This is a genomic window from Campylobacter sp. CNRCH_2014_2849, from assembly GCF_025772845.1.
Lineage (GTDB): Bacteria > Campylobacterota > Campylobacteria > Campylobacterales > Campylobacteraceae > Campylobacter_D > Campylobacter_D lari_D.
In genome coordinates this window covers 128773-143916 of the sequence record NZ_JAKMSW010000003.1, presented here as the reverse complement: position 1 = coordinate 143916, position 15144 = coordinate 128773, and the positions used below count along the sequence as shown (strand labels likewise).

At 29.7% G+C, this 15144-nt stretch carries 11 protein-coding genes; 1 reads left to right on the top strand and 10 read right to left on the bottom strand.

The features are described 5' to 3' along the window. Nucleotides 1-2: 2 nt before the first annotated feature. The 5 genes from L8X33_RS03225 to pheS are packed head-to-tail and all read right to left on the bottom strand — an operon-like array spanning nucleotide 3 to nucleotide 7154. Nucleotides 3-1670, bottom strand: coding sequence for a 30S ribosomal protein S1 (locus L8X33_RS03225; protein WP_220566688.1), 1668 nt, complete (start codon nucleotides 1668-1670; stop codon nucleotides 3-5). 55 nt (nucleotides 1671-1725) lie between these two features. Beyond that, nucleotides 1726-2562 carry a 4-hydroxy-3-methylbut-2-enyl diphosphate reductase gene (locus L8X33_RS03220; RefSeq protein ID WP_263666422.1) on the bottom strand — a complete coding sequence of 279 codons (837 nt, stop codon included), beginning with the start codon at nucleotides 2560-2562 and terminating at the stop codon, nucleotides 1726-1728. Next, entirely contained in the window at nucleotides 2552-3838 is a 1287-nt protein-coding gene (gene aroA, locus L8X33_RS03215; protein WP_263669938.1) for a 3-phosphoshikimate 1-carboxyvinyltransferase, read from the bottom strand. Before aroA ends, L8X33_RS03220 begins: the two co-directional genes overlap by 11 nt. Then, entirely contained in the window at nucleotides 3835-6165 is a 2331-nt protein-coding gene (gene pheT, locus L8X33_RS03210) for a phenylalanine--tRNA ligase subunit beta (RefSeq protein WP_263669936.1), read from the bottom strand. The genes aroA and pheT overlap by 4 nt, the downstream gene beginning before the upstream one ends. Further along, on the bottom strand, nucleotides 6162-7154 hold the full coding sequence (pheS, locus tag L8X33_RS03205) for a phenylalanine--tRNA ligase subunit alpha (RefSeq protein WP_263669934.1): 993 nt from the start codon (nucleotides 7152-7154) through the stop codon (nucleotides 6162-6164). The genes pheT and pheS overlap by 4 nt, the downstream gene beginning before the upstream one ends. An 84-nt stretch (nucleotides 7155-7238) precedes the next feature. On the opposite strand from pheS, the gene L8X33_RS03200 reads away from it, so the two are divergent. After that, on the top strand, nucleotides 7239-7604 hold the full coding sequence (locus L8X33_RS03200; protein ID WP_220566684.1) for a histidine triad nucleotide-binding protein: 366 nt from the start codon (nucleotides 7239-7241) through the stop codon (nucleotides 7602-7604). A gap of 16 nt (nucleotides 7605-7620) precedes the next feature. Here L8X33_RS03200 and pckA read toward each other — a convergent pair whose 3' ends face one another. Genes pckA through L8X33_RS03175 form a run of 5 tightly spaced genes read right to left on the bottom strand, consistent with a single transcriptional unit; the run spans nucleotide 7621 to nucleotide 15086 of the window. Next, nucleotides 7621-9195: a phosphoenolpyruvate carboxykinase (ATP) gene (gene pckA, locus L8X33_RS03195; protein ID WP_263659753.1), complete on the bottom strand. Its 1575-nt coding sequence runs from the start codon at nucleotides 9193-9195 to the stop codon at nucleotides 7621-7623. A gap of 10 nt (nucleotides 9196-9205) precedes the next feature. Beyond that, nucleotides 9206-10984 carry a biotin/lipoyl-containing protein gene (locus L8X33_RS03190; protein ID WP_263669933.1) on the bottom strand — a complete coding sequence of 593 codons (1779 nt, stop codon included), beginning with the start codon at nucleotides 10982-10984 and terminating at the stop codon, nucleotides 9206-9208. 58 nt (nucleotides 10985-11042) lie between these two features. Further along, nucleotides 11043-12377: a sodium-dependent transporter gene (locus tag L8X33_RS03185; RefSeq protein ID WP_133319885.1), complete on the bottom strand. Its 1335-nt coding sequence runs from the start codon at nucleotides 12375-12377 to the stop codon at nucleotides 11043-11045. A 9-nt stretch (nucleotides 12378-12386) separates the two neighbouring features. Next, on the bottom strand, nucleotides 12387-13724 hold the full coding sequence (locus tag L8X33_RS03180; protein ID WP_263669931.1) for a sodium-dependent transporter: 1338 nt from the start codon (nucleotides 13722-13724) through the stop codon (nucleotides 12387-12389). Nucleotides 13725-13733: 9 nt separating this feature from the next. Beyond that, nucleotides 13734-15086 (bottom strand): sodium-dependent transporter, encoded by a 1353-nt coding sequence (locus L8X33_RS03175; protein ID WP_258108779.1) that lies wholly within the window; start codon nucleotides 15084-15086, stop codon nucleotides 13734-13736. Between the last annotated feature and the right edge of the window lie 58 nt (nucleotides 15087-15144).

Below are 15144 nucleotides of genomic sequence, written 5' to 3'. Positions count from 1 at the left end.
TATTATAAAAGTTGATCTTTGATAATATCACCTAAAGTTACTTTGTCATTATCATTGATTTCATTTAATGCTTCTCTTTCTTTCATTCTTGCAAGGCTTTTTACGCTTAAACGAATTCTATTTTTCTTTTCATCAATGAAAACAATCAAAGCTTCTATTGTATCACCTACTTTTAAACTTGAAAAATCAATATTTCCCAAATCCTCTTTATGAATAAGCGCATCAACGCCTTCTTCAAGCTCTACAAAAACTCCAAAATCTTTAATATCTCTGATTTTACCAGAAATAACATCATTTACTTGGTGTTTTTGAGCATAAACTTGAACAGGACTTTTTTGTAATTCTTTAGTGCTTAAAGAAATTTTTTGATTTTCTTTATCTAGTTTAATGATTTTAACTTCTACAACATCACCAACTTTATACATATCTTTACATTTATCACTTCTATTCCAAGAAGCATCTTCATTATGCAATAAACCTTCTAAATTAGCAATTTTTATAAAGGCGCCAAAATTAGTCACGGAGGTAACGCTGCCTTTTAGCACATCACCTACTTTATATGATTTTAAAAACTCATCAAAAGGTTTTGCTAATAAATTTTTTAAAGAAACTCTAAGTCTTCTTTCTTTAGCATTAATTTCAATCACTTCCACATCAAGCTCTTGACCTTCGTTAATATAGTCTTTTGGATTTTTAGCATTTTTATCCCAAGAAATTTCACTTATATGTAAAAATCCTTCTATATCATTTCCTAAATCTACAAAAGCACCATATGGTTCTATATTTGAAACCGTAACTTTAATAGTATCACCAACTTCTAAACCATCTTTAATTTCATCCCAAGGATCAGGCATGGCAAGTTTTATAGATAAAGAAAGATGTTTTTTATCTTTATCATATTTAATCACTTTTACAGGAACTTTATCACCTTCATTATACAACGAACTGGGATTTACTGGTCCTTTATAAGAAATTTCGCTATAATGAACTAAACCATCAACACCACCTACATCAACAAACATACCGTAAGTAGTGATTTTTTTAACAACACCTTCTATAATTTCTTCTTGATTTAATACATTTGAAATAATTTCTTTGCGTTTTTTTCTTTCCTCATCTACTATTTTTTTTCTAGAAACTACTATACTCTGAGCTTCTTTATCTATTTTTATAATTTTAACTTTAAAAGTTTTATTGATAATATTATTTGAATCTTTAAAACTGCTTTGTGATTTTGGTAGGAAAAACTCCACTCCATTTTCATCCACAGCTACAAAGCCACCTCTATTTTTACCAATGATTTTTACATCAAATATACTTTCATCATCTTTATAATTGTTAATAAATTCTTTAACTTTTTGTTTTCTTAAAGCTTTTTTATGAGAAAGTAAAGATCTGCCACCGCGAGAACCTACTATAGCAACTTCTAATGTATCACCTTCTTTGAAGATAAATTCGCCTTTTTCGTTTTGAATTTCTTCTGCTACTAAAATACCTTCTGATTTTTGTCCTACATTTACAAATACCTCATCGCCTTTAATCGCGACAATTATACCTTGTGTAGTTGCCTCCTCATCAGACTTAAAAGATTCTTCAAGCATTTGCTCAAAATCTTCTTCTATGATAATATCCTCTAGTCTGTTTTGAACTTTTTTGTTCACCTCGCTCATTGTGGTCCTTTGTTTTAAATTTTAATTGTTGATTATAGTATTGTTTTCTTTAAACTTAGTTAATTTTGGCGTATTCTTTGATTTTTTCCAAAACCAAATCAATCACCCAATCAGGTGTAGAAGCACCCGCACTAATGCCACATTTTTCTTTACCGCTAAACCATTCTTTCTGAATTTCTTTTTCATTTTCGATTAAATAACTATCTTCACAATAGTTTTTTGCTATCAAAAAAAGCTGTTTAGTATTGGCTGAGTTCTTCCCTCCAACTATTATCATTACATCACTTTTTTTAGCAAGTTCATTGATTGCTTCTTGATTTTTAAAAGTCGCATCACATATTGTATTAAAAACACGCACTTCCTTAACCCTAAGCATTAAAAAATTTACAATTTCCATAAATTTTTCTATCTTTTTTGTAGTTTGTGATACTACTGCAATTTTAGAAGGCAATTTAATATCAAGCAATTCTTTTTCATCAAGCACTACATAAGCTTTAGTACTTACATAACTTCTAACCCCTTTTACTTCAGGATGATTTTCATCCCCAAAAATAACAACTTCATAACCTTCATTGCTCATTTGTTCACAAATTTTTTGAGGTTTAGTCACAAAAGGACATGTAGCATCAAAAATTTCTATATCCTTTTGCTTTAATTTTTCTAAATCTTGCTTTGTAATACCATGGGTTCTAATAATGGCTTTTTTTTCTGCGTTTAATTCATTGATATCATTTAATGTTTTAACATTATAATTTTTCCAAAGTCTTGTGATTTCTTCATTATTATGAATTAAAGGTCCTATAGTAACTGCATCTTTAATCTGCTCGGCTTTTTTAATAGCTCTTTTTACTCCAAAACAAAATCCATAACTTTTTGCTAATTCAATCTCCAATCTTAGCTCCTATTTGCTTTAAAATCTCAATAAAATTTGGAAAAGAAGTTTTGATGCATTCACTATCATCTACTTCCATTCCACATCTTAAACCTAAAATTAAAAAACTCATCGCAATTCTATGATCTCCAAAGCTTTCTATTTTAGCATTTTTAACTTCGCCGCCTTCTACTTCAAAGCCATCTTCAAATTCTTTTACTTTTATGCCACATTTTTGCAAATTTAATACAATTGATTTGATTCTATCACTTTCTTTTACGCGCAATTCTTTAGCATTTTTTATAATGCTTTTTCCTTTTGCACAAGCAAAAGCTATAGCCAAAGCTGGAATTTCATCAATCAACCATGCGATATTTTCACTCACATTTACCGCCTTTAAAGGCGTACTTTCAACACAAATTTCTCCAATACTTTCAAAATCTTCATTAGTAATATTATAAGTGATCTTTGCACCCATTTTTTCTAAAATTTTAAAGGCTTCAATGCGTGTTTTATTTAACAAAACATTTTTTAAAACTACTTTTGAATAAGGTAAAATACAAGCAGCTAAGGCAAAATAAAAGGCTGATGATGGATCATTTGGTACACATACTTCAAATGCTTTTAATTTTTCTTTTAAAGGATTGATTTTGATAAAAGTTTTATCCTCATTTAAATACTCAATGCAAGCTCCCATTTTATTAAGCATAATCTCACTATGATCTCTTGAAAGCTCAACTTCTTTAAAATAACTTTCTTTTTTGGCAAATAAAGCTGCTAAAATTAAAGCTGATTTTACTTGAGCTGAAGCAATATTACTACTAAAGTCAAAACCATCTAACTTAGCCCCTTGTATGCAAATAGGCGCTAAATTTGCATTAGCTCTTCCAAAAATCTTAGCTCCTAAACTCATCAAAGGCCCACTCACTCGCTTCATTGGCCTAGCATTTAAATAACAATCTCCACTAAGAACAAAAAATTCATCTTCAATAGCACTTAAAAAACCTATTAAAAGTCTCATAGCTGTACCTGAATTTCCACAATCTAAAACGCAATTTGGAGATTTTATATATTTTGGAGCTTTAATATAAATTAATCCATCAATTTCTTCAACTTCAGCTCCTAAAGCTTGAATGATTGCTAAAGTATGTAAAGTGTCTTGTGCTTTTAGATAATTTTTAATCTTACAAGTTCCTTGAGTAAGCAAAGAAAAAATAGCAAAGCGATGAGATATAGACTTATCAGAAGCTATATCTTCAAGCTCTACTTTAAAAGAATCAATAGGACTTATCTTCATCGAAGTTTTAAACCATGCTCATCATCTAAAGCTTTGATGATTTTATCAATATATTCAAGGATAATATTATCTTCTAAGGTTTTTTCAAAATCTCTAAATACCAAATTAATAGTCAAGCTATAAAAATCGCCTAAATTTTCATCTGTATATAAATCTACCACTCTAAAGCTTTCTAATCTTTCGATATTTAATTTAGCAATAGTGTGTTTGATTTTTTCATATTCAAAACCCTTAGGTATTACTATACTTAAATCCCTGCTCATAGATGGAAATTTAGAATATGCTTTAGCGGTTTTAAAGTCTTGTTTTAAGCCTTCCAAATCAAGCTCGCAAATATAAGTTTTAACCAAATCCCTTTCATTTTCTATACTTAAATGCGCTCTACCTACAAAACCTATACGCTTGCCATTTTTATATACATTTGCTTGTTCATATGGACTTAAAAATGCATATTCTGATTTTTGTAAACTAAAATCACCTATAATGCTTTTTAATTCTGCTAAAAAGGTATAAAAATCTACCAAAACAGGTTTGGCCTTATTTGTGATTTTAGCTTCTTCTTTATAGCCACTAAAGATCATTGCAAATTTAGCATGCTCGTTTGAAAACTCATCAAAAACACTACCACACTCAAAAAGCTTGATTTTCTTTTTTGAATTTCTTAGATTAAAGCTTACTGCATTTAAAAGATGATTTATCAAAGTACTTCTTAAAGTATTAAGTTCGTTAGTAATAGGATTAATGAGTTTGTTTTTAATACATTTAAATCCTAGCTGACTTAATTCTTCTTCATTATCCAAAACATAATGCACACTTTCAAAATATCCATTGTTGCTTGCTTTTAATCTTAAATTTTTAAGCTCTTGATAATCAAAATATACTTGATTTAAACGATTTTTTTCTCTAAATTCTAAAGCTTTTGATGGGATATTATCAATACCGATAATTCTTACTATTTCTTCACTAATATCAGCTATATTTACTATATCACTACGGTGAAGTGGAATTTTAATATTAAATTGTTCATCATTTACCACACTTATTTCAAAGCCTAGTTTTCTAAGAATTTTGACTAAATTATTTTTATCTATAGGCATACCAATGATTTTATCAACCTCTGCACCAAAAATCCCAATAATATTTGCTTCATTTTCTTTAAAAACTTGTTGGCTTCCTGAAAAAACACTCATTGCACTAATTTTTAAGCACTCATTAAATAAATACTCCATTCCCAAAGAAAGCTTAGGCTCACTGCCTCTTAAAGAACGATATATAGTATCATTTTTCTTTTTATAAAAGGCTATTGCATTTGCTATAGTTTGAGGATGAGTATAGCTTGCTTCTATAATGATGATTTTACTCTCATCATTAATTTTAAATTTATCTTCTTGCTCTATACCTGCTAAAGCAATCAACTCATCTTTATAATAAACCCCATACTCTCCATGCTCTTGAGTTTTAATCTCTAAAACAATCTTTTCATCAATTTGACAATCTTGACAAAGCTTATGAAAATCATAAGCACAAAAAATCACTCCACTTGCATGAGTTGCGTAAGTTAAAAGATTTTCTATGTTGTTATTTTTATATGCTTCAATCAAAGCAAGACGAATTTGTATCGTGATATTTAACTTAAATTCTTCTTTAATCTCTAGTGCCTTATAAGCAAAAAATCCTTCAACATCACTTTGATTTTTAACACTTAGTATTCTTCCTATACCTACGCTATTTTCACCTTCTTTTAAAGGATTTAATTCTTTTAAATTTAAATCAAGTGCTGCACTTAAATCTCTAGCAACACCATATAAACTCAAGCAATCCCCGCGATTTGGAGTAAGTTCTATTTCAATTAATTCATCATTAAACAAATCATATTCATTAAGAGCTTTTCCTAAAACTAACTCTCCCATACTTTCATCTAAAACCATAATGCCTTCATTACTTTTTCCAAAACCAAGCTCACTAGAAGAGCAAATCATACCCATAGATTCAACCCCTCTAAGTTTGGCAGGTTTTATCTCAAGTCCGCTAGGAAGCACTGCACCTACTAAAGATACGGCTACAAATTGATCTTTATCAACATTTTTTGCACCGCAAACAATTTGTAAGATTTCATTCCCAATATCTACTTTACAAATATTCAATTTATCTGAATTTTCATGTTTAACTTTTTCTAAAACCTTACCTATTACAACTTTTTGAGGAGCTTTAACACTTTTGAAACTATCAACCTCTAATCCTATGGAATTTAAAGTATTTACTATAGTTTGTGTTGATATTTCACTTAAATCAATCCATTCATTTAACCAATTTCTACTAATAATCATCTAAATTGCTCCAATAATCTTAAATCACCTTCAAACATAGAACGCAAATCAGGAATTTTATGTAAAAGCATAGCAAAACGCTCCACACCCAAACCAAAAGCATAACCACTTACATTTTTATAACCAACAAATTTATAAACATTAGGATCAACAACGCCACATCCTAAAACTTCAAGCCATCCTGTTTGCTTACAAACCCTACATCCACAACCTTTACAAAACACACAAGAAATATCTACTTCAGTAGATGGCTCTGTAAAAGGAAAAAAGCTTGGTCTAAAACGCACTTTTACATCGCCAAACATATGTTTTAAAAAATGCTCTAGCATATCTTTTAAATTTGCAAAATTTACCTTATCGCCTTCTTCTACCACAAGTCCTTCTACTTGATGAAACATAGGGGTATGAGTAATATCAAAATCTCTTCTAAAAACTGCACCTGGTGCTATCATTCTAATAGGTGGTTTTTGAGATAGCATAGTTCTAATTTGAACTGGAGAAGTTTGAGATCTAAGCAAGGTTTTATCTTCAAAATAAAAAGTATCTTGCATATCTCTTGCAGGATGATTTTGTGGTAAATTCAATGCTTCAAAATTATGAAAATCATCCTCGATCAAAGGCCCTTTTTCTATACTGAAATTTAAAGCTGTAAAATATTCTATGATTTTATCCATAGTTTGCATGATTGGGTGCAAAGCACCTGCATTTGAAGTTTCATCAAAAAAGCTAAAATCTTGCACATCTTGTTTCATTTTTTCATTTAAAGCTTTTTCTTCTAATTCTTTTAATTTTATTTGATAAGCTTCATTAAATTCATCTCTTGTTTTATTTAAACCATTAGCGAATTCTTTTTTTTCTTCACTTTGCAAATCTTTTAACTTTGCAAATTCTAAAGTCAAAATACCTTTTTTTCCCAAAACACTTACTTTTATATTTTCAAGTTCTGCTAAAGTATTTGCAGAAGCAATTTTTTCTATCATATCTTGCAATTTTAGCTCCAACTAAATTTTTTTTAAACATTCTAATGTAAAATTATTTAAAATTAGCAAAAATAATAAAAAAAGGACTACTAAATGAGAGAAAAAACCGTATTTGAACTAATCGTAGAAGGAAAAATCCCTGCTAATAAAGTTTTAGAAAGTGAAAAATTTTTAGCTTTTCATGATATTAATCCTAAAGCACCTATTCATATTTTAATCATTCCAAAAGAGCATTTTGAAAACTTTCAAGAATTAAGACCTGAATTAATGAGTGAAATGACACAATTTATCCAAGAACTAGCTACTCTTTTAGGACTTGATAAAAGTGGATATAGATTAATCACAAATTGTGGAAAAAATAGCGGACAAGAAGTTTTTCATTTACATTTTCATATGTTAGGTGGATTTGAGCTTCCAAAAAATAAAGAAACCCAAATCAATCCTCAATCTTTATTCTAAAAAGAGCTAACTCTTTTTAGATAGCAGGACCAGCTAGTTTAAATTCTGCTCCTTCTTTTACATCTTCATAGCGTTTGAAATTTTCTATAAACATTTTTGCAAGCTTTAATTTAGTTTCTTCATAAGCTTTTTTATCCTCCCAAGTATTAACAGGGTTTAATAACTTACTTTCTACACCCGCTAATTCTTTTGGAACTGCAAGATTAAATAAATCATAGTTTTCAAACTCACAATTTTGTATGCTACCATCTAAAATCGCATTAATACAAGCTCTAGTAGCTTTAATACTCATTCTTTTGCCTACACCATAAGCTCCACCGCTCCAACCGGTATTTACCAGATAAACATTTACATTATGCTTGCTGATTTTTTCGCCCAAAAGTTTTGCATAAACAGTTGGGTGTAATGGCAAAAACACTTCTCCAAAACAAGCTGAAAAAGTCGCAACAGGTTCGGTAATGCCTCTTTCAGTACCTGCTACTTTAGCAGTATAACCACTTAGAAAATAATACATTGCTTGTTCTTTACTAAGCTTACTAACCGGAGGTAAAACACCAAAAGCATCCGCTGAAAGGAAAATGATATTACTAGGATGACCTGCACTAAGGCTTGGCTCGTGATTTAAAATATGCTCTATCGGATAAGAAACTCTAGTATTTTCAGTTTTAGAACCATCATTGAAATCAACGCTTAAATCATCTTTTAAAACTACATTTTCTAAAAGTGCATTTTGCTTTATAGCTCCATAAATTTCTGGTTCACTTTGAGGATCAAGGTTAATACATTTTGCATAACAACCTCCTTCAAAATTAAACACACCCTCATCATCCCAACCATGCTCATCATCGCCTATTAATTTTCTTTTTGGATCAGTTGAAAGAGTAGTTTTACCTGTACCACTAAGCCCAAAGAAAAGCGCTACATCACCTTTTTCTCCAACATTAGCACTACAATGCATAGAAAGTTTATTTTCTAGTGGAAGCCAATAATTCATCATAGAAAAAATTCCTTTTTTCATCTCTCCACCATACCAAGTTCCACCAATTACTGCTATATTTTTTTCTATGTTAAAAATGACAAAAACCTCTGAATTTAAACCATCTTTTTTATAATCTTCATTAATACATTTGCAAGCATTATACACCACAAAATCAGGTTTAAACTCACTAAGTTCTTCTTCTTTTGGACGAATAAACATATTTTTTACAAAATGTGCTTGCCATGCAATTTGAGTTACAAAACGCACAGCTTTACGACTTTTTAACGAAGCTCCACAATATGCATCTTGGATATAAATATCACTATTACTAAGTTGTTTTTTAGCTTTTGCTAAAAGCTTTTCAAATAATTCCTCACTAATAGGCTGATTAATCTTACCCCAAGCAATGTATTTTTGCGAAGGATCTTGTTTTACAAAATATTTATCTTTAGGACTTCTTCCAGTAAAAATTCCTGTATCTACACTAAAGGTACCATTTTTAGTACATACACCTTCATTATTGTTTTTTTCGTGCTTTAAAAGCTCATCATAACTAAGATTGTGAAAAACTTGTCCGATATTTTCTAAGCCTAAATTTTCTAAACCTTTCATCTTTACCTCCTTATTTATAAGTCATTAAAGCTTGACCTTCACTTACGCTCTCACCAGCATTTACTAAAAGTTCTGCAATTTCTCCATCTTTACTTGCACTAATCTCAATTTCCATTTTCATAGCTTCAAGTACAGCTACAACTTGACCTGCCTTTACACTATCATTTTCTTTAACTAAAATTTTAAATACATTTGCATTCATACTTGCAACAATAGCATTATCATTTACTTGAGTTTTTGCAACTTTTGCATTATCTGCACTTACTTTTACAGCACTTTTAACATTAACATCTCTATCAAAACCTGCACTTACTTCTACATGGTATTTGTTACCATTAACTGAAACGGTAAATTGATTTTCATCGATAAGACTTGATTTTAATTTGCTATTTTTTCTAACATTAACCTTAGCTTCGCCTTTTAAGAAAGCTATGCCTTTTTCTTTACAAGCTGCAACGATAAAAATATTTTCTTCACTTGTTTCTAAATTTTCTTTTTCTAATAAGTTTTTAATATAAGCTATACTTTTGCTCTCATCAGCATCAGCAATATCTGTGGCTAATTTTGTAGTTGGTTCTAGTTTTAATTGCTCGCTTGCAAGCTTAATTACTTCAGGATCTGGAGCAACGGGAGTTTTTCCAAAATATCCTAAAACCATTTTTCCATATCCATCTGCAATTTTTTTCCAAGGACCAAACATTACATTATTAAAAGCTTGCTGGAAATAAAACTGCGATACAGGAGTAACAGAAGTACCATAACCACCTTTTTCTACTACTTCTTGCATAGCTTTTATAACTTGAGGAAATTTATCTAAAATATTATTATCTCTCATCATTTGTGTATTAGCAGTTAGTGCTCCACCCGGCATAGGTGAAAAAGGTATTAAAGGATTCACCGCTGTTGCTTCAGGTGGTAGAAAATAATCTTTTAAACAATCTTTTAACACTTCTTCGTATTTTAAAATTTTTTCTTCATCTAAACCAAGATCAAAATTGCTTCCTTTTAGAGCATGAAGCATTGTTAAAATATCAGGTTGAGAAGTACCGCCACTAACAGGAGCTGCAGCTAAATCTATACCATCAACACCTGCTTCTAAAGCCGCTAAATAGCATGCTATGCTTACCCCTGCGGTTTCATGCGTATGTAATCTTATATGCATATTTTCAGGCAGGTTTTTTCTAGCCATTTTAATAACTTCATAAATTTTATTTGGATTTGAAGTTCCGCTTGCATCTTTAAAACAAATACTATCAAAAGGAATTTGAGCTTGTAGGATTTCTTTTAAAATTCTTTCATAAAATGGCACATCATGCGCACCTTTACATTTTGGAGGTAAATCCATTAAAGTAATGGTAATTTCATGTTTTAAGCCATGTTTAACTATACATTCTCCACTAAATTTTAAATTATTTACATCATTTAATGCATCAAAATTTCTTATTGTAGTTGCGCCGTGTTTTGCAAACATTTTTGCATGCAAATTGATAATTTCTTTACTACCTGTATCAAGTGCTACGGTATTAACCCCTCTTGCAAGAGTTTGTAAATTTGCATCTTTTCCAACGATGGCTCTAAATTTGTCCATCATTTCAAAAGCATTTTCGTTCAAATAAAAAAATAAACTTTGAAATCTAGCTCCACCACCAAATTCAAAATGCTTAATATCTGCTTCTTTAGCTGCTTCTAGGGCAGGAAAAAAATCATTCATTAAAACTCTAGCACCATAAACAGATTGAAAACCATCCCTAAATGTGGTATCCATCACATCAATTAACTTTTTAGCCATAATTTTTCCTTATTTTTACATCTTTGCAATTATAACTCTACTTTCTTAAAAAATAAATTTATAAAATTTGATTTAACATAATGATAATAATCGCAATAGGTGCAACAAATCTAAGTAAAAAATACCATACTTCAAAAATACTTCTACTCATAAACTTAGAAAATAAATTGTAAATTTTTATTTTTTCCACAAAAAATCCTACGAAAATAGCACTTGCAATAGCTCCAAGTGGGAGCATAAAATTAGAAGTTAATTTATCTAAAATATCAAAAAAACTTAAACCAAAAAAACTAAAGCTAGCCCCATAATTAGCACTAAAAGATAAAATACAACTCATTCCCAAAAGAAAAACTACAAAGCCTATAAAAACCAAAGCTTTCTTTCTTGAAATTTTATATTCATTTACAAGATAAAAAGTAAAAGGTTCTATCATAGAAACTGCTGAAGTAATCCCTGCAAAAAATAAAGCTAAGAAAAAATAAAAAGCTAAAAAATGTCCAAAGATAGCACCTAAATTAGAAAATAAAGTCGTTAAAGATATAAATACAAGCCCAGCTCCTTCTGCAGGATTAGCATTAAATTTAAATATAAAAGTAAATACAATAAGTCCCATCATCAAACCTATACTGATATTTAAAAGCACAATTATGGCCGAACTTGTAATTAAATTTGTATCGTCTTTTAAAGAGGCTGCATAAGTGGTAATACAACCTATACCTAAACATAAAGTAAAAAAAGCAAGACCTAAAGCTGTTAAAACAGAGTTTAAACTAAGCTTGGTAAAATCAGGATAAAACAAATAAACAAAAGCTTCCTTAAAACCATCTTGAAAAAAACAATATACTAGCATTAAAACAAGCATAATAAACAAACTTGGCATAATCCAAACATTAAGTTTTTCTATACCACTTTTAACCCCTCTTGAAACAACAAACAAGGTAAGAAAAAAAGCAATTAAAAAATACAAACTACTTTCTAAAATACTATTTTGTATTAAATTTCCAAATAAAGCTCCTGCTTCTTGAGTATTACTAGGTAGATAATAAATCGAAGTTATCATGTATTTTAAAACCCAACCCATAATAACAAGATAAAAAGATAATACAAAAATTCCACCGAGCATAAAAAATCCAGCAAATTTCCATTTTTGAGCATATTTAGTTGCTAAGCTTTTATAAGCATTTACAGGATCACTCTGACTTAATCTTCCCATAGCAATTTCAGCCAAAAATACACAAAATCCTATACTAATAGTCAAAAGCAAATACAAAAGCACAAAAGCAAAACCACCATTTTGGCCTACTAAGGTTGGAAATTTCCAAGCATTTCCAAGCCCTATAGCTCCACCTGCTACTGCTAATACAAAACCTATTTTAGAAAATTTATCATTCATTTTAACACCTTAGAAAAAAAGCTGTCTAGCCATGATTAAAATAACCGCTAATGGAGAAATGTATCTTAAAAAGATATACCAAATTTCAAAATATATCCCACGCATAAATGGGTAAAATAAAGTTTGTAAAGCTTCTTTTTTAAGCACAAAACCCACAAAAAATGCTGTAATTAAAGCAGAAATTGGCATTAATAAATTTTGTATGAAAAAGTCTAAAATATCAAAAAAACTTTTCCCAAAGAAATTTAAACTTGGCGCGCTTACATGATAAAAAGAAAGTATAGATAAACTTCCAAGAAAATAAACAATCATACCCACAAAAACCAAAGCTTTTTTTCTTGAAATTTGATAACGATTTATAAGATAAAAAGTAAAAGGTTCTATCATAGAAATAGCCGAAGTAATCCCTGCAAAAAATAAAGCTATAAAAAAGGCTATGGCTAAAACATTTCCCAAAAATCCTAACTTTGCAAAAAGCGTTGTTAATGATATAAATATAAGTCCTGGACCTTGTTGAGTAGGATCAGCTCCGAATTCAAATATAAAAGTAAATACAATAAGTCCCATCATCAAACCAATGATAGTATTAATAATGATAATATTTAAAGCACTACTTATAAAATTTGTTTTATCAGGTAAACTTGCTGCATAAGTTAAAATCACACATACACCTAAAGACATACTAAAAAATGCAAGCCCTAGTGCATCTAATATAGAATTAACACTTAATTTTGAAAAATCAGGTACAAATAAAAACTCACTTGCCTTAGAAAAACCATCCATACTAAAAGAATATCCAAGCATTAAAATAAGTAGTATAAATAAGCTTGGCATCATCCAAACATTGAGTTTTTCTATACCACTTTTAACACCTTTTGATACTACATAAAAAATTACTATAAACACAAAAGTAAAACATATAAATTGAGATAAAACATCATTAGAAAGTAAATTTCCAAAAATAGCGCCTGCTTCATTTGTATCTTTAGGTAATTCAAAAAACCCAAAATAAGCATATTTTGCTATCCAACCTATAACAACACTATAAAAAGACACTAGAATAATAGCACCAAGCATAAAAAATCCTGCGAGCGACCATGCTCTTTTATTTTTTGGCGCTAAAGTATGATAAGCATTTACAGGATCTTTTTCACTAAGTTTTCCTATACTAAGTTCAGCTAAAAATATCACAAAAGCCACACCCAAGGTTAAAAGTAAATATACCACCACAAAAGCTGAACCGCCATTGTTACCCACTAAAGTTGGAAATTTCCAAGCATTTCCAAGTCCAACAGCTGAACCTGCTACCGCTAATACAAAGCCTATTTTAGAAAATTTTTCATTCATCTTTTAACCTTAAAAAAATAATTGTTTTGCCATGATTAAAATCACAGCTAAAGGCGAGATATATCTTACAAAAAAATACCAACACTCAAAGTATTTACCCCTCATATAAGGATAAAATAAAGTTTGTAAAGCTTCTTTTTTAAGCACAAAACCTACAAAGATTGCACCAAATAATCCACCTAAAGGCATCATTAAATTTGAAGCAATAAAATCTAATATATCAAAAAAACTTTTTCCAAAAAATTCTAAAGAATCTTTACTCCACTCAATTCCTGATAAAATACACAAACTTCCCAAAAAATACACAATGAAAGCTATAAAAATCAAAGCTTTTTTTCTTGTAAAATTATAAGAATTGATTAAATAAAAGGTTAAAGGTTCTATCATGGAAACTGCTGAAGTAATCCCTGCAAAAAACAAAGCTATAAAAAAAGCCACAGCTAAAATATTTCCCAAAGGTAAAAAGCCAATTGGGTCAATATTTGAAAACAAACTCATCAAAGATACAAAAATCAAGCCTGGACCTTGTTGAGCTGGATCTCCATTAAATTCAAATATGAAAGTAAATACAATAAGTCCCATCATAATACCAATAATAATATTAATAATGATAATGTTAATAGTGCTTGTAATAAAATTTGTTTTATCAGATAAACTTGCAGAATAAGTTATAATTGAACCCACTCCAATAGATAAAGAAAAACAAGCAAGCCCCAATGCACTTAAAAATGCTCCTACACTAAGCTTAGAAAAGTCCGGAGAAAATAAAAACTCACTTGCTTTAGAAAAACCATCCATACTAAAAGAATATCCAAGCATTAAAATAAGTAGTATAAATAAGCTTGGCATCATCCAAACATTGAGTTTTTCTATACCACTTTTAACACCTTTTGATACTACATAAAAAATTACTATAAACACAAAAGTAAAACATATAAACTGAGATAAAACATCATTAGAAAGTAAATTTCCAAAAATAGCGCCACTTTCTTCTATACTTTTTGGTAAAGGAAAAAACCCAAAATAAGCATACTTAACAATCCATCCTATTATCACGCTATAGAAAGAAACAATCAAAATAGCACCTATTAAAGAAAAACCAACTATAGACCAAGCTCTTTTATGTTTTGGAGCTAAAGTATAATAGGCATTTACAGGATCTTTTTCACTAAGTTTTCCTATGCTAAGTTCAGCCAAAAATATTACAAACCCTACCCCCAAAGTCAAAAGCAAATATAAAAGTACAAAAGCTGAACCTCCATTTTGTCCTACCAAAGTTGGAAATTTCCAAGCATTTCCAAGTCCAACAGCTGAACCTGCTACCGCTAATACAAAGCCTATTTTAGAAAATTTTTCATTCATAAAGATAACCTTAAATTTATAAAACTATAAAAATTTTTAATGTAGCTAAAAAAAACTT